The organism is Magnetovibrio sp. PR-2, assembly GCF_036689815.1.
In the GTDB taxonomy this organism is placed as follows: Bacteria; Pseudomonadota; Alphaproteobacteria; order Rhodospirillales; family Magnetovibrionaceae; genus Magnetovibrio.
In genome coordinates, this window is the sequence record NZ_JBAHUR010000003.1 from 114,060 (window position 1) to 129,001 (window position 14,942).

Sequence of the window (14,942 nt, forward strand, 5' to 3'; positions counted from 1 at the left end):
AGGGGAGAGTATCTTGAACATCTTTGTCCGCGTCGTCGTTTGCCTTGTTATTTCAGCCTCCAGCACGGCTCTCGCACTGGATCGTGACGCTTTGTTCGACAAAGCCGACCAAGCCTATGAGGCGAAGGATTACCAGAGCGCTTTGTCGAAGATGGAGGCTTTGGCCGTTCTTGGAGATGCCCGCGCGCAGAACTATGTGGGCTACATGCATGCCTTTGCGAAGGGCACCATCAAAGATGTCGAAAAAGCCGCCCAGTGGTATTGCCAGGCAGCCCTTCAAGGCCATGCAAAGGCCATGGCGAACATCGCCCGTTTTTATGTGGACGGCACGGGCGTTGAGGCTGACACGACCATAGCCAACGCATGGTACGCCAGCGCGGCGCGTTTGGGCGATGTGTCTGGGCAAGTCAATTTAGGCATGAATCATCTCGATGGGGTGGGGACGCCAGAGGATCCCGCCCTCGCGTTCACGTGGCTTTCCATCGCGCTGAAAGAGCGTGCGGGCAAGACGTTGGCGCATGAGTATTTGAGCGACGCGAAGAAGGTTTTGAGCGCTGAGCAACGCAAGACATTGACGGACGAAGTCGCCCGCTGGACACCTTTAGTATTTTCCGATGCCATGAAGGCTGAGATTGCGGATTCGCCACTGTGCAAAAGCCAAGAGATGGATCTGAAGCCGTTGACGTTCAACGCAGGCTCTCGTGCATTGCGTCATGAAGAGTATGACTTGGCCTACACCTTGTTTGAAACGTTAGCTGATGTAGACCATGCGCCGTCTCAGATCATTTTGGCGGAGATGTTGGAAAAGGGCCAAGGCCAGGACAAAGACCTGAACCAAGCCACCGCGTGGTACTGCCGGGCTGCGGCGCAGGGGGATGTTGAGGCCTTGTGGCGTTTGGGCTCAACCAACCCAGGTAATGCCAAGACGTTTCACACCATCGGCGCCAACTTGGGCGATGCCCGCGCGCAACTGGTCTTGGGGCGACAGATGAGGACATCCAATCCGACCCAGGCCTACAAATGGTTAAGCGTGGCATCCAACGAAAACTTGGATGAAAGCGGTGAGGCTGAAGAACTGTTTGACCAGTTCCGAACCCAAGTGACCCGCGAGCAAAAGATAGAAGGCATCACCTTGGCAGCTGATTTCTGGCCGGTTCAGTTCAATGCAGAGATGGCTGAAGCTGTTCGCAACACGCGTGCGTGTCAGAGGTCCTAAAGCTCGGCACAATTTTCCGAGCGCGCAGCTTTTCTGGGGATATTCTGCCGGTTGGCGACGTCTTCTCCTTAGTTGAATCAATGTTATCTGCCATTCTTAATAGTGGTATGGGTTTTGCACCAGTTTTAGCCTTCAATAAGAGGAGGTTAGGCCTATGAGCATCGTCACCGATCCCAACTATTCACTTGGCGCGGCCCAAATCAATCGGTCGAGCACAACTCAGGGGCAGAATTCCCAGTTCTACAAGATGATGGAGGCCCGGATCGAGACTGAACAGAAAGCGTCTGGACTGGTGTCTAGCGGCGGTAAAATCGACATTGAAACGCAGATGAAAGCGATTTCGCAGCAAAGAGAGGGCTTGCTAAAACAGAGCGAACTGGTCGTCAATACCTTTCGGAATAACTTTGGCAAACTCGGCATGCCGATCATCGATATGTTCCGGTTGACGTTTTCAAACGGCACATTCAATGCCACGGCGTGGGGGCAAAACATGAAAACGCACGAGGCTTATCCCATAGACCATCCTCAGGAAAAGTACATAGAGGCAGCGATGAATGGCTCTATCCCCGAGTTTGCAGAGTTCGCCCGTGAACAAAAGGGATTGTTGGAGACCTTAAACAATCTGCAGATGGAGATGCGGAAGCTGAGCGCAGCAAGTGCGGAACTGCATGGCAATACCTATAAGGGACCGACGGGTGACCTTTTCAGCGACGCTATTGTTTTTGGTGTCGATGTTGATCCGAATCTTTTGGAGGATGCCCGCGACTTGGCGCGCTGGAACCCGGATGAACTCGATCGCTTTAAAGAAAACTTGGGAGGTGACTTGAAGATGATGTCATCCAAACAGGTTTTGCAGCGCTACTATTTTGAGACGGTAACCAAGAAGGATATGCCCGATATTTTCCGTCAATTCTTTGATGATGTTGAACAGCACAAGTGGGCTTAACACAAAAAAAGGGGGACGGCATAACCGTCCCCCAAAGTCTTGTTGGACCATGAAATAGTCCTGTGGTTGGGTGCCATTGAGATGGCGGGCGTGAAAGTGGGCTTCAGACGCAGCCTGTCGGTTTCGGCAGACCGCCCCACTTACAAATCAGTTTCATCGGGCCGGTCTGAAAGATCTGGAACATCTCTTTCTTATCAACGCCCATGGCTTTGGTGAATTTGCGGATCGGCGGTACGGTCCCATCGCGGTCATACATCTGGCGTGCAGCGTCAATGAAGCCCATGATCTCGTCTGTGATTTCCCGGCCATCGCGCGAGGCAATTTCGCGGGCGACTTCCGGGGTCCAGTCATTGCGGTTTTGCAAAAAACCTTCGCCGTCAGTTTGAATATCCATTAAGTCCTCCTGGGTCGCGTAGCGTTTATGCGTTAGAATTATTCTTAACTTATACCTGAGTAAATAAGTCAGGTAAAGGCCCGCGTCAAGGTTTATATGAGGAAAAATACATGTTTCGGGTAGGTGCAGTTCGGACTTAAGCGTTTTCAGATGCTTCAGCGACATCACGCAGCATGAAAATCACGTCCAGGGCCGGGGGATTGTCCATGCCTAACTGGGTCAGCATACAGTGAACTTGACCCCGGTGATGGGTCTGGTGATTGAACAGTGTCAAGAAAATGTGATGTGCTGGCGAAGCGTGTTTGGGGCCGCCGGACATGGTGCGATAACGCACTTCGCGTTCAAACCCGCCGTCCAGCCCAACGCTCATGCGGTCCACCATCAACAGAATATGATCGTCCATGGCTTCACGTGCGAGGCGCAGCTCTTTGAGATCTTCATGGAGGATTTCGTCGAGGGATTTGACGCCGGAATACTCACCGATCAGGCGGCTGGTCCAAACACGGTCACCAACCAAGATGTGGTTCAATGTTGCGTGTATAGAGCCGAAAAAAGCACCGCGGTCCGCTCGGTAATCTTCGTCACTGAGCGTCTGGATAGCGTCAAACAGGCGCTGATTGGCCCAAGCGTTGTAGCGGGCCATGATCTGCAAATCGTGAAGAGAGGCGAGACTTTCATTCATAAGATAAAAGCTACTGTTCTGGCCCTGTGGAATCAACTTCATAAATCATAGCAACTCCATGAGGACACGTGAAAGAGAAAGATTCGCGTGATGGTGCATGGAATTCATGACAGGCACACGCATAAGACTTGGTTGGTAAACGATTATTCTATTTTCGCGTGCTAAACGACATCTCCCGTTTTGTGCACGCTGTGGTATTATCCGCTTCATTGTGAGAGTCGTAACCGCCCGCATTGTCCAGTTGATTACTGTGCTGTCTCTGTTTTTCGGGCAAGGCGCGTGGGCACAAGGTGTGCAATTGTCCGAAGTCTTTATCGATGCCCGCCAACCGGCCTATGTCACGTATCAGGCGCTGAGCCTGAAGACACCTCCTCTTGCACGCCAAGAAATGCTGGGCTACGCCAACTTAGATGGCGTCACGCTGGTGAAGTGGGATTTATTTCGGGACAATGTCGACAAATTCATCGCGTCAGGGATCCGCATCAACGAATATTCGAAAAACAAGACGGCGCTGAGCATCTTGACCATGCTGAAGACCAAGCCAGGGCGTCCGGTGTCCATCACGTGGAACGGCGGCATTGCGACCTCGTTTTTCGATTTTCAGTTGGCTGTTGAATCGTTTGAAGCCTTTCAGGAAAATCCCGTTCAGTATGAAATTGATCGCGATGCAGGTGAGTTTGGCAACAACCTAGATCCCGCTGTACAGCTCCGCACCATGCTGGACCGCGAACAAGCTTCGCCGTTTTAGGTGTTTTCACGCTGGAATTTCCCCGCAGAGGGGAGTATTTTGCCCTTCCTTCTCAATCACCTTTTAGGGGTCAGACCATGCCCGAATATCGTTCTCGTACATCCACTCATGGCCGTAATATGGCCGGAGCGCGCGGCTTGTGGCGCGCAACAGGCATGAAAGACGGGGACTTTGGCAAGCCCATTATCGCGGTGGTGAACTCGTTCACCCAGTTCGTGCCGGGGCATGTACACCTGAAAGACTTGGGCCAACTGGTCGCACGTGAAATTGAACAGCACGGTGGCGTGGCGAAAGAATTCAACACCATTGCCGTGGATGACGGCATCGCCATGGGCCACGACGGCATGCTCTATTCGCTGCCGTCGCGCGAAGTGATTGCGGACAGTGTCGAATACATGGTCAATGCGCACTGCGCCGACGCCATGGTGTGTATTTCTAACTGCGATAAAATCACGCCAGGTATGATGATGGCGGCCATGCGCTTGAACATTCCGGCTGTGTTTGTGTCCGGTGGTCCCATGGAAGCGGGCAAAGTGGTGGTGGATGGTGAGGAAATCGCGGTCGATCTCATTGACGCCATGATCCAAGCTGCAGACCCCAACGTTTCCGACGAAACCGTGATGGATTTCGAACGCGCGGCGTGCCCCACGTGCGGCTCGTGTTCGGGTATGTTCACGGCCAACTCCATGAACTGCTTGGCCGAAGCGTTCGGCTTAGCGCTTCCGGGGAACGGTTCGTTGGTAGCGACCCATGCAAATCGTAAAAGTTTGTTCGAAGAAGCCGGGCGCGTGGTTATGGAAATCACCAAGCGTTACTACGAGGACGATGACGACAGCGTGTTGCCACGCAATTTGGGCGGTAAAAAGACATTCCAAAACGCCATTGCTTTGGACATCGCCATGGGCGGGTCCACCAACACGGTGTTGCACATCTTGGCCATTGCCAACGAAGGCAAGATTGATTTCACCATGAACGACATCGACGAGATGAGCCGCAAAGTCCCGCACTTGGCCAAAGTCGCGCCGAGCACCCAGCTGTTCCACATGGAAGACGTGCACCGCGCTGGCGGCATTATGAGCATCTTGGCGGAACTTGACCGCGCCGGGCTGATCCATCGTGACGTCAGCACCGTGCATTCACCGTCACTGGGTGAGGCCATGGACCATTGGGATGTGGCGAACACGGACAACGAACAGGTCAAAGCGTTTTACCGCTCCGCTCCAGGGGGCGTTCCGACGCAAACCGCGTTCAGCCAAGACAAATACTATGAGACCTTGGATACCAACCGGGAACTCGGTTGTATCCGCAACCTCGAAAACGCCTACAGTCAAGACGGTGGCTTGGCCGTTTTGTTCGGCAACATTGCTGAAAACGGCTGCATCGTGAAGACCGCAGGGGTGGACGAAAGCATTCTGAAGTTCACCGGCCGTGCACGGATTTGTGAAAGCCAAGACGAAGCGGTTGAAAAGGTCTTGGCCGGCGACATCGTGAAAGGTGACGTGGTGATGGTCATCTACGAAGGCCCCAAAGGCGGCCCAGGCATGCAGGAAATGCTGTACCCGACCGCGTACTTGAAATCCATGGGATTGGGCAAGGATTGTGCTTTGCTGACCGACGGACGTTTTTCCGGCGGCTCGTCCGGGCTATCCATCGGTCACGTGTCACCAGAAGCTGCCGAAGGCGGTGCCATCGGTTTGGTGGAAGAGGGTGACACCATTGAAATCGATATTCCCGGACGCACCATCAACGTGGCTGTCAGCGACGACGTCCTGACACAACGCCGCGCCAAGATGGAAGCACGTGGCAAAGACGCTTGGAAACCCACCAAAGAGCGCCCGCGCAAAGTCAGCCAAGCCCTGCGCGCCTACGCCGCCATGGCGACCAGTGCGGACAAAGGGGCCGTGCGCGACGTATCCTTGTTAGAGCGTTAAACCCTCAGCCCATCCAATGCTCGAGCAAGGCCGCAAGCTTCAGCTCTAGAAGACATACAAAACCGGACTTGGTGTGAAATCCAGGTCCGGTTAGCTTTTTTAATGCGTGCAATTCAATGCGTTAATGAGCGTGTATCGAAGTCCTATTTTGACCGAGAGGCTCCGCGTCTCGCTCCGCCAAAGGTGTTTCCGCGATTGTTGCCGCCCGGGCCTTTGATGGTCTGCCCGCCAGAACTGAAAGGCTCGGCTTGCGTCTGTTGGCCCGCGTCGTCGGTGTTGGCTTTAAGCTTCTTTGCTTTCTTCTTCAGCGCATTTGTTTTTGCACGTTGGCGTGCTCTTTCTTTTGTCATGTCGAAGGTGGCCTTTCTGGATTTATAAACTAAACAAATGCGGGACCATGTGTCCAAGCAACGAGAGAGTGGCGCAAACCGCTGATCACCGGCACCACACGGTGAAGTGTTGTCGCCGCAAAAATGACGGCCGTGCCTTGATGGCGTGGTGCCTGAAAGGGGTGTCCGTCAGCATTGATTTCCAGCGTGCCGCCTGTGTAACCCTCTGGCTTCGTGAGCTGCACGGAAACGGTGAGCTTGCGCCGCGCCGCAGTGCTGCCTTTTCCCCGGTCAATATGCCAATCATAATAATGTCCAGGGCCATAAGCGGCCAATTGCAGCTGTTCTTCAAACCCTTCAAGGGCAAAATTAAAATGCTCTCGGTTCGCCTGAGCGATTAGCCGCGCCATGCGTTCGTCTACCCATGCAAGGTCATCTCTTTCGGGTAGCCATGCCAAGGTGGACTGGCGCACACTTTGGTCAAATTGCCCAGCGACAAGAGCGCCGTCCCCAGCTTCGAGCTGCTTTAAAACGTCAATGAGCTGCGTGCATTCTATAGGGGAAAACGCAGCTTCTATAACAGCCCAAAACTGAAGGGGGCTGTTGTCACCTGTCGCAGTTTGAAGCGGGGCAGTCGGCGGCCGACTTAACATTCAGGACAGGTCCTTTTGTGGATGATTGAAGCAAATGAACGTCTCGAATGCATACGCTTATTCGTTCCACAAAGATATAAAAATGCATATTCAAAATAAATAAATTCAAATAAAATAATAAATATTATTTAGCTATTTATGTCGTAACCCGCTGTTTGTGTGGGGATTTTATTTTATTTTTTTAAAAACAATATTTTCATTTTATTTATTTTAATTATTTCGATCCGTCACATAACTGTCTTATCCATTGACTTTTGATTGAAACTGCCCACTTATCCCTCACAGAGACTTAAACATATGCTGGTGTTGGCGAATTGGTTTGCACACTGATCGAGCCGTGTTTTTCTCTGACTTCGATATTTTCTGACATTCAGATCATTCATGAGACCGCGTGCACAAGGCGTATCGAAAGCCTGTGAGCAAACGCCTGAGCTGCCTGATCGCGCTCATGGCTTTGCAGCCTGTTTACGGGCAAGTGGTTCAATGAAATTCCGCGTTCCGTAATAAGGATAATCATGACGACACCGGATGGGGATGCCCAACCCACAATCATTTCTTATGTAAAAGACCTTCCAAATGTGTGTTCACTCGCCGGTCTGGCGTGCACCGTTATGGCAATCTATTTCAGTATTTTGGGCATATACCCAGCCGCCATGATCGGCATGATTTGGGCCGTTGCTTTTGACTGGGCCGACGGACTTATTGCACGAAGGATGAAGGGGCGGACGGGCAACGACAGTAAACTTGGGGGACAGCTTGATATTGTTATCGACATTGTCAGCTACGGCGTTACCCCCGCCATTGTTCTCCTAAGTTATGGAAAGTTCGATCCGCTGTTTCTTGTCGGGGCATTTATTATGCTTGGTGCAAGCGCAATTCGGCTGAGTTACTTTAGCACGTATGGTCTATCAGGTGGGTCGAAGTACACAGGCTTGGCACTGGACAACAACAGCATCCTACTCGTCTTCATATTCTTATTTGAAAGTTTAGTTAGTCCCGGTGTATTTGCGATCATTCTTTACATCAGCGGCTTAAGTCTGGCGGCCCTCAATGTATCGCAAATCAAAACACCCAAGCTTTCTGGCAACCCCGTCAATGTCTACCTCCTCGCTGCTTATACTCTTGCCATCACTGCAATATATGGCTGGAAACTTATTTAGATGGAGAACCTCTCAACAAACAAAACAATCAAGGAGTTTCTACAGCCATGATGGTCTATACGGTCGGCACATTTGATGTGTTACATGTGGGGCACTTAGCATTATTGGAATACTGCAAAACATTAGGCGATGTTGTCGCCGTTGGTGTTGCATCCGATAGTGTCGTGAATTCTTACAAGCCCAATGTTCCTATTATTCCCCTTGATCAACGCATTGAAATGCTAAAGGCCTTGCGATGCGTGGACATTGTTCGCCCCTACCATGAACTTGAGTATGTATCAGCTTGCAAAGACTTGAACCCGGACATTTTTGTCATTGGGGAGGATTGGGGAGATAACCCCCATAACTTAGATGTTGAGCACTATTTAAAATCTGAGGGCAAGCAAATCGTCCAGGTCAATTATAATCCTCGAACTTCTTCAACGGAAATTAAGCGCAACGTCATGTCTCAAGCCGCAGCTCGCGGTTTAACGGACGTTGCGCCTGACCGCTCACCAGTGCTCAGGCGTGTCGCCGAGACGGATGGTCATGCGCGCACTTCTCGCGTTTAAAGCTGGGTCTTGAACACCACCAGATTTGTTTCGCATTCACGACAAGGATTAAGAGATGCACTTCGCACGACAGACTTTCACGTACATTCGACAAGCCATAACCGTTGCGATACTTGTTTGCGTATCTTCTGGCACGGCATTATCCGCAGACGATCACCTCAGCCTACCCACAAATGCTCATGCAAAATCTTACGGCAGCGGATGGGAATGTGATCGCGGCTATCGAGAGAAGCTCGGGGCCTGTGAAGCCGTCAAAATTCCCGATAACGCATATGCGACCGACGCGACGTATGGACAAGGTTGGGCGTGTAAACGTGGCTTTAAGGAGAACAAAGAAAGCTGTCAGTCCATTAACGTGCCGGAGCATGCTTATCTCAATTCTTCAGGTGATCGTTGGGAATGTAACAGAGGCTATCAAAACAAAGATGATATCTGCGCCAAAATAGCTGTTCCTCTCAATGGGTATTTATCAACGTCTTCATACGGGTCTGGTTGGGAATGCAATCGTGGATTTCGGGCCGTAAAAACGAACTGTGTCGCCGTTAAAGTTCCTGCAAACGGTTATTTTGTGGAAGGTGGATATGGAAGCGGATGGGAATGCGATCGTGGCTATACAGTTGACGGTGAAAATTGCGTTGCGGTGCGCATCCCCACAAACGGGTATTTTGCGGGGTCTTCATCAAGGCGTGGTTGGGCATGCGAACGGGGGTTTCGCATAAAAGGTGAAACCTGTGCCAAAGTCACCGTCCCTGAAAATGCTCACCTCGATTATTCCGGCAACAATTGGGAATGTGATCGACCGTATCGCAAACAAAGAGATGCTTGTGTGCTGCCTTAACGGAGTTCAACTCTTCTCTAACAGCTAACTTTTTCGTTCAAATGTGCGCTGCAGCATACCATTGTGTTTGCAAAAGTATGACTTAAGTCATTGGGGTTAAGCTTTTATTCGCTAACACTCATGTTGCGGTGCGACGGGAAGGGCGGAACTTAGCCATTGATCCGGTTCGTTTTTTCAAGTAGTCCAAATGTATGTGAAATGGGGACGGGCGTGCTGAATGACCGATGAAAACATCGGCAATGCCTTATCAACGCGAAGCTCATCCCCCATATAAAACGGGAAAACCCGTGTGGAGAGTGGACAGTGTTAGTGGAATGGTCCAAGGATTTGGAGACCGGTGTGACGTTTGTCGACGCCGATCACAAGGTCCTTATTAATTTGTTGAACCAGGTCAACGACTGCATTGACGAGAACGAGGAAAGCACCGTTCTGGGCAGTGTCCTGGATGCCTTGGTGGAATACACCGACTATCATTTTTTGCGCGAAGAAAAGATGATGGAACTCAGCCACTACGCCGGCTTGGAAACGCACCGCGATACGCATCGCTCGCTCAGCCGCCAAGTGCGCCGCATCTTTGAAGATTATCAAAATAGCCCCTGGAAAGTCAGCGCACACGACATCCGCGACTTTCTTCAGTCCTGGCTGGTTGATCACATCATGGGATCCGACTTCGCCTATCGTGATACATGTTTGGATAATGAACAAGCCCACGACGCTGCGGGCAATGTTGGCTTCTTGGGCGATGGCTCCGATTTTAACAGCTGGGAACATCTGCGCATTATGTTGGTCGACGACAACCCGAATTTTCGTCGGTTGATCCGCACCATCTTGCGGGCCGTGGGTATTCGCAACATCCAGGTGGTGGACAATGCCCAAGACGGTCTCGACCGTTTGGCGGAGCGCCCGGCGGACATCGTTCTATGCGATTGGGTTATGGAAGAGATGAACGGAACTGAGTTCGCCCACAACGTTAACGAAGTCTTGAATCTACCCACGCGCGTGGTGTTGCTGACAGGCTATTCGACGGATGTACTGAAGGATCGCTCTAGCGACTTAGGCATTGCCGAATATATTCAAAAGCCGGTGAAAGCGCGCAATCTTCTGGAAACCATTTCGCGCGTGGCCGTAGCTGTAAACCACACGGAAGACCAGATCGCCGCGAGCTGATCTGGCGTCCTAAAGGCTTAACGCACACCATACCGGGGTGTGATCCGACGGCTTTTCCCAGCCGCGTGGCGTTTTGTCGATGCCGCTGGCGCTGAGCTTGTCAGCGGCCTGAGGGCTCAACAGCAAGTGATCAATGCGACACCCTTCGTCCCGGTCCCAAGAGCCCGCGCGATAATCCCACCACGAATAGCGCCCACCCTCAGCATTACAAGCCCGAAACGCGTCTGTCAGACCTAAGTTCACGATGCAACGCAACGCATTGCGGCTTTCAGGCAAATAGAGCGCGTCGCGCGTCCACTTGGACGGATCGTGCACGTCTTGGGGTTCGGGGATGACGTTGTAATCACCGCCCAACACAAACGGTTCTTCCGTTTTGAGCAGTTCGCGAGCATGGGCATAAAGCCTGCGCATCCAGCGGATTTTGTAGTCGTATTTCTCCCCGGGGGTGGGGTTGCCGTTGGGCAGGTAGATACAGCCCAGGCGCACACCTTGAACGATGCCTTCGACATAGCGCGCTTGCACGTCTTCCTCTTCGCCGGGCAAGCGGGTCGCGGTGACTTCGATGGGCGTCTTGGACAAGATTGCCACGCCGTTATAGGTCTTTTGCCCCACCACGGCAGCTTCATAGCCCGCGGCGTTCACTTCCATCATCGGGAACTTCTCTTCGACACCTTTGAGCTCTTGCAACAGCACCACGTCCGGCTCGAATTCACCCAGCCATTTGATCAAGTGTTCTTGGCGGGCTTTGAGTGAGTTGACGTTCCAGGTGGCGATTTTCATGTGAGCTAAACCTTCCAACAAAAAGACCCGCGAAAGCGGGTCCTCTTGGTAGCACGATTCTGACCGAGGCTTAAACCGAGAACGAGCTGCCGCAGCCGCATGTGCTGGACGCGTTCGGGTTGTCCATGGTGAAGTAGTTGCCCATCAAATCGTTTTTGAAGTCCAACACTGTGCCGCTGACAAAAGGTATGGAGGTCTCGTCCACCACCACGGCAATGCCGTCGCGTTCGAACAGGACGTCGTCGTCGTTCACTTTGTCATCTAGGCTGAAGTTGTACTGAAAGCCGGAACAACCGCCACCGGTGATGCCGATGCGCAGCTTCATAGCCGGGTTGTTTTCGTTTTCGATCAAAAGCTTGATGCGGGCCACGGCACCGTCGCCGATTTGCAGGCCTTCTTGAATTTCTGTTGTGTCGGGCATTTGGACCTCTTTGAGGGTATCTTATTCGGGAAATCTTATATTAACCGATTTCACCCAATATGTAAGCGCAAATGCTTGCTCCACAAGGGGCGTCGGAGTAGGTTCCCCGCATGAATACGTCATTAGAAAATCTGGCCACATTCGCGTGCATCCCGGAACAAAGCCGGGGGCGTCTGCATGCCGAGCCTGAAAGTGCCACGCGCAGCTGCTATCAGCGTGACCGCGATCGCATCATTCATGCGGCTGCGTTTCGGCGTTTGCAGTACAAAACCCAGGTGTTCGTGAACCACGAAGGCGACTTTTTCAGGACGCGCCTGACCCATTCATTGGAAGTTTCCCAGATCGCGCGCTCCATCGCGCAGAACTTGGAGCTGAACCAATATTTGGCCGAAACCCTGGCCTTGGCGCATGACATGGGCCACACGCCCTTTGGTCATGCGGGCGAGTTCGCGCTGGAAGATTTGATGGAGCCGTTCGGCGGGTTTGATCACAACGCCCAGTCCTTGCGCGTCGTGACCAAGCTGGAACAGCGCTACGCCGATTTTGACGGGCTGAACCTCACCTGGGAAACCCTGGAAGGGGTGGTCAAGCACAACGGCCCGCTGACGGGTGTTGAGGGTGCCAAGCCGCTGCCCTGGGCGATTGTCGAATATGCCAAGGATCACGATTTAGAGCTGGGCACCTACGCCTCAGCCGAAGCGCAAATCGCCGCCGTGTCCGACGATGTGGCCTACAATAACCACGACATTGACGACGGCCTACGCGCTGGGCTGTTCACCGTGAACGACATCCGCGAAGTGGATTTTGTCGGCAAGACCTTTGCAGAGGTGGAAAAAAAGTATCCGGAACTGGACTTTTCACGCACCGTGCACGAAGTCGTGCGCCGCACCATCGGCATGATGGTTGAAGACATTTTGAAAGAATCTCGTGTGCGCTTGGCCGATGCAAAACCGAAGAGTGTTGAGGATATCCGCACCTATGGTGAGCCTTTGATCGCGTTTACCGACGAAATGGCGAAAAACGACCGGGAGCTCAAAGCCTTCTTGTTCCCCAATATGTACCGCCATTACAAGCTCAACCGCATGACGTCCAAAGCGCGCCGCGTGGTGCAAGACCTGTTCGCGCTATTTCTAGCCGAGCCCGGAACCCTGCCCACCGAATGGCAAGAGGGCACCACCGGCCCGAACGATGAGTTGACGGCGCGCGTGGTTGCGGACTATATCGCCGGGATGACGGACCGCCATGCCTTGGATGAACACAAACGTCTGTTCGATTTGCAGGCCCGCACCAGCGATTTCTCGTTGGGCTAAGATTTAAAAGTTTCAGGACTTAAAGCTGATGAACTTGTTTACCCACTTTCGCGACCAAATCGCGGGATTGATTGATGAATTGGCCCAAGCGGGCGAACTGCCCCAAGGCTTGGATTTAAGCCGCATCACGGTGGAGCCGCCGCGCGATGCGTCGCACGGCGATGTGACCACCAACGCCGCCATGCTGTTGGCCAAGCCCGCGAAAAAGAACCCGCGCCAAATTGCAGCGCTGTTGGCGTCAAAGGTCGAAGACCTGGACGGGGTTACGGGGGTCGAGATCGCTGGTCCGGGCTTCATCAACATGCGTTTGGGTGATGATTTTTGGCAAGCGCGCCTGCGCGACATCTTGGACACCGGAAAGGCTTATGGCGATAGTGCCATTGGTGCCGATCAGAAGGTCAATGTCGAATACGTGTCCGCCAATCCCACGGGGCCCATGCACGTGGGCCATGCGCGTGGTGCGGTGTTTGGCGATGCGCTGGCCGCATTGTTGGAAAAAGCAGGCTTTGCTGTGAGCCGCGAATACTACATCAATGATGCTGGTGCTCAGGTTGACGTATTGGCGCGCTCGCTGCATTTGCGTTACCGCGAAGCCTTAGGCGAAGACATCGGCGATATTCCCGAAGGTTTGTACCCCGGCGACTATTTGGTGGAGCCGGGTCAGGCGTTGGCCAAACGCGACGGTGATAAATGGAAGGGTATTGACGAAGCCGAGTGGCTGCCCACCATCCGCGATTTCGCGATTGAAGCTATGATGGACATGATCCGCGACGACTTGAAGGCTTTGGGTGTGGAACACGCCGTGTTCTCGTCCGAGCGCGAACTGGTCCGTGCCGGCAAGGTTGACGAAGCCCTGGATTTTCTCAAAGAAAACGGCTTGATCTACGAAGGTGTGTTGGAACCGCCCAAAGGCAAACTGCCCGACGATTGGGAAGAGCGCGAACAGACCTTGTTCAAAGCCTCCGACTTTGGCGACGATGTGGACCGCCCTGTCATGAAGTCCGACGGGTCTTGGACCTACTTCGCCACCGACATGGCGTACCACCTGGACAAATACCGTCGCGGTTTTGGCGATATGATCGACGTCTGGGGTGCGGACCACGGTGGTTACGTCAAACGCATGCAAGCGGCCATCAAGGCGCTCACCGGCGGTGAGGGGGCTTTGGATGTGAAGCTCTGCAACATGGTTTCGTTGTCCGAAAACGGCCAGCCCGTGAAGATGTCCAAGCGGGCAGGCACGTTTGTGACCCTGCGCGACGTGGTTGAAAAAGTCGGCAAAGACGTGGTGCGTTTCATCATGCTCACGCGCAAAAATGACATGAACTTGGAATTTGACTTTGCAAAAGTTCAAGAGCAGTCCAAAGACAATCCGGTATTTTATGTGCAATACGCCCATGCCCGGGTGAATTCTGCACGGCGTATGGCCAAGGACGAACTGGGCGATGTGATTACGGACGATGCCGTGCACGGCGCGAACTTGGGCCGGTTAACGGACGAAAGTGAATTGGCGCTGTTGAAGCTTTTGAGCCAGTGGCCGCGCATTGTCGATAGTGCGGCCCTTCACCACGAACCACATCGCATCGCGTTCTTCTTGAACGACGTGGCGGCCGAGTTCCATGGCCTGTGGAATAAAGGTAACAAAGACAAAGGTTTGCGCTTTGTGATTGCAGATGACGCCGAGCTTACCTTGGCGCGTTTGGCGATGATCCAGGGTGTGGCGAACGTGATTGGGTCGGGTCTTGACGTTTTTGGCGTTAAACCTGTCCAAGAAATGCGTTAATGCCAAAAAAGCGTTAACCATTTCGGTCTAAGATTC

Annotated in this window: 16 protein-coding genes; 10 read left to right on the forward strand and 6 right to left on the reverse strand. The window is 52.8% G+C overall.

All coding sequences use genetic code 11. The annotated features are described in order from the left end of the window. Positions 1 to 13: 13 nt before the first annotated feature. Together V5T82_RS05365 and V5T82_RS05370 are read left to right on the forward strand one after the other, a co-directional pair. Positions 14 to 1,216 carry a tetratricopeptide repeat protein gene (locus V5T82_RS05365; protein WP_332894579.1) on the forward strand — a complete coding sequence of 401 codons (1,203 nt, stop codon included), beginning with the start codon at positions 14 to 16 and terminating at the stop codon, positions 1,214 to 1,216. A gap of 154 nt (positions 1,217 to 1,370) precedes the next feature. Then, entirely contained in the window at positions 1,371 to 2,162 is a 792-nt protein-coding gene (locus V5T82_RS05370; protein ID WP_332894580.1) for a hypothetical protein, read from the forward strand. Positions 2,163 to 2,265: 103 nt separating this feature from the next. On the opposite strand, the gene V5T82_RS05375 is transcribed toward V5T82_RS05370, so the two are convergent. Both V5T82_RS05375 and V5T82_RS05380 read right to left on the reverse strand, forming a co-directional pair. Beyond that, positions 2,266 to 2,556 (reverse strand): TusE/DsrC/DsvC family sulfur relay protein, encoded by a 291-nt coding sequence (locus tag V5T82_RS05375; RefSeq protein WP_332894581.1) that lies wholly within the window; start codon positions 2,554 to 2,556, stop codon positions 2,266 to 2,268. 136 nt (positions 2,557 to 2,692) lie between these two features. Beyond that, positions 2,693 to 3,238 carry a DinB family protein gene (locus V5T82_RS05380; protein WP_332894582.1) on the reverse strand — a complete coding sequence of 182 codons (546 nt, stop codon included), beginning with the start codon at positions 3,236 to 3,238 and terminating at the stop codon, positions 2,693 to 2,695. A gap of 211 nt (positions 3,239 to 3,449) precedes the next feature. Between V5T82_RS05380 and V5T82_RS05385 the strand changes: the two genes are divergently transcribed. Together V5T82_RS05385 and ilvD are read left to right on the forward strand one after the other, a co-directional pair. After that, complete coding sequence (locus tag V5T82_RS05385) at positions 3,450 to 3,986, forward strand: hypothetical protein (protein WP_332894583.1); 537 nt, start codon at positions 3,450 to 3,452, stop codon at positions 3,984 to 3,986. 77 nt (positions 3,987 to 4,063) lie between these two features. Then, positions 4,064 to 5,917 (forward strand): dihydroxy-acid dehydratase, encoded by a 1,854-nt coding sequence (gene ilvD, locus V5T82_RS05390; RefSeq protein ID WP_332894584.1) that lies wholly within the window; start codon positions 4,064 to 4,066, stop codon positions 5,915 to 5,917. Positions 5,918 to 6,060: 143 nt separating this feature from the next. Here the strand turns inward: ilvD and V5T82_RS05395 are convergent, their stop codons facing one another. Together V5T82_RS05395 and V5T82_RS05400 are read right to left on the reverse strand one after the other, a co-directional pair. Next, positions 6,061 to 6,267 carry a hypothetical protein gene (locus V5T82_RS05395; protein WP_332894585.1) on the reverse strand — a complete coding sequence of 69 codons (207 nt, stop codon included), beginning with the start codon at positions 6,265 to 6,267 and terminating at the stop codon, positions 6,061 to 6,063. Positions 6,268 to 6,296: 29 nt separating this feature from the next. Further along, entirely contained in the window at positions 6,297 to 6,899 is a 603-nt protein-coding gene (locus tag V5T82_RS05400; RefSeq protein WP_332894586.1) for a 2OG-Fe(II) oxygenase, read from the reverse strand. Between the two features lie 515 nt (positions 6,900 to 7,414). Between V5T82_RS05400 and V5T82_RS05405 the strand changes: the two genes are divergently transcribed. The 4 genes from V5T82_RS05405 to V5T82_RS05420 all read left to right on the forward strand — a co-directional run bounded on the left by V5T82_RS05405 (position 7,415) and on the right by V5T82_RS05420 (position 10,615). After that, positions 7,415 to 8,059 carry a CDP-alcohol phosphatidyltransferase family protein gene (locus V5T82_RS05405; protein WP_332894587.1) on the forward strand — a complete coding sequence of 215 codons (645 nt, stop codon included), beginning with the start codon at positions 7,415 to 7,417 and terminating at the stop codon, positions 8,057 to 8,059. Positions 8,060 to 8,106: 47 nt separating this feature from the next. Beyond that, on the forward strand, positions 8,107 to 8,610 hold the full coding sequence (locus V5T82_RS05410; protein WP_332894588.1) for an FAD synthase family protein: 504 nt from the start codon (positions 8,107 to 8,109) through the stop codon (positions 8,608 to 8,610). Positions 8,611 to 8,665: 55 nt separating this feature from the next. Further along, positions 8,666 to 9,448, forward strand: coding sequence for a hypothetical protein (locus V5T82_RS05415; protein WP_332894589.1), 783 nt, complete (start codon positions 8,666 to 8,668; stop codon positions 9,446 to 9,448). Between the two features lie 309 nt (positions 9,449 to 9,757). Next, entirely contained in the window at positions 9,758 to 10,615 is an 858-nt protein-coding gene (locus tag V5T82_RS05420; RefSeq protein WP_332894590.1) for a bacteriohemerythrin, read from the forward strand. 9 nt (positions 10,616 to 10,624) lie between these two features. Here the strand turns inward: V5T82_RS05420 and xth are convergent, their stop codons facing one another. Together xth and erpA are read right to left on the reverse strand one after the other, a co-directional pair. Beyond that, the gene (xth, locus tag V5T82_RS05425) at positions 10,625 to 11,395 is read right to left on the reverse strand and encodes an exodeoxyribonuclease III (protein ID WP_332894591.1); all 771 of its coding nucleotides are present in this window, start codon (positions 11,393 to 11,395) and stop codon (positions 10,625 to 10,627) included. 70 nt (positions 11,396 to 11,465) lie between these two features. Beyond that, complete coding sequence (erpA, locus tag V5T82_RS05430; RefSeq protein WP_332894592.1) at positions 11,466 to 11,816, reverse strand: iron-sulfur cluster insertion protein ErpA; 351 nt, start codon at positions 11,814 to 11,816, stop codon at positions 11,466 to 11,468. Between the two features lie 110 nt (positions 11,817 to 11,926). On the opposite strand from erpA, the gene V5T82_RS05435 reads away from it, so the two are divergent. Further along, positions 11,927 to 13,126 carry a deoxyguanosinetriphosphate triphosphohydrolase gene (locus V5T82_RS05435; RefSeq protein ID WP_332894593.1) on the forward strand — a complete coding sequence of 400 codons (1,200 nt, stop codon included), beginning with the start codon at positions 11,927 to 11,929 and terminating at the stop codon, positions 13,124 to 13,126. Positions 13,127 to 13,154: 28 nt separating this feature from the next. Beyond that, positions 13,155 to 14,906, forward strand: a complete 1,752-nt coding sequence (argS, locus tag V5T82_RS05440) for an arginine--tRNA ligase (RefSeq protein WP_332894594.1) — start codon at positions 13,155 to 13,157, stop codon at positions 14,904 to 14,906. The last annotated feature ends 36 nt before the right edge of the window (positions 14,907 to 14,942 follow it).

Coding starts and splice junctions, on each gene's coding strand:
- xth (WP_332894591.1), bottom strand. CDS start 11,395: ATGAAAATCGCCACCTGGAACGTCAACTCACTCAAAGCCCGCCAAGAA.
- V5T82_RS05375 (WP_332894581.1), bottom strand. CDS start 2,556: ATGGATATTCAAACTGACGGCGAAGGTTTTTTGCAAAACCGCAATGAC.
- erpA (WP_332894592.1), bottom strand. CDS start 11,816: ATGCCCGACACAACAGAAATTCAAGAAGGCCTGCAAATCGGCGACGGT.
- V5T82_RS05395 (WP_332894585.1), bottom strand. CDS start 6,267: ATGACAAAAGAAAGAGCACGCCAACGTGCAAAAACAAATGCGCTGAAG.
- ilvD (WP_332894584.1), top strand. CDS start 4,064: ATGCCCGAATATCGTTCTCGTACATCCACTCATGGCCGTAATATGGCC.
- V5T82_RS05415 (WP_332894589.1), top strand. CDS start 8,666: ATGCACTTCGCACGACAGACTTTCACGTACATTCGACAAGCCATAACC.
- V5T82_RS05435 (WP_332894593.1), top strand. CDS start 11,927: ATGAATACGTCATTAGAAAATCTGGCCACATTCGCGTGCATCCCGGAA.
- V5T82_RS05380 (WP_332894582.1), bottom strand. CDS start 3,238: ATGAATGAAAGTCTCGCCTCTCTTCACGATTTGCAGATCATGGCCCGC.
- argS (WP_332894594.1), top strand. CDS start 13,155: ATGAACTTGTTTACCCACTTTCGCGACCAAATCGCGGGATTGATTGAT.
- V5T82_RS05370 (WP_332894580.1), top strand. CDS start 1,371: ATGAGCATCGTCACCGATCCCAACTATTCACTTGGCGCGGCCCAAATC.
- V5T82_RS05400 (WP_332894586.1), bottom strand. CDS start 6,899: ATGTTAAGTCGGCCGCCGACTGCCCCGCTTCAAACTGCGACAGGTGAC.
- V5T82_RS05410 (WP_332894588.1), top strand. CDS start 8,107: ATGATGGTCTATACGGTCGGCACATTTGATGTGTTACATGTGGGGCAC.
- V5T82_RS05405 (WP_332894587.1), top strand. CDS start 7,415: ATGACGACACCGGATGGGGATGCCCAACCCACAATCATTTCTTATGTA.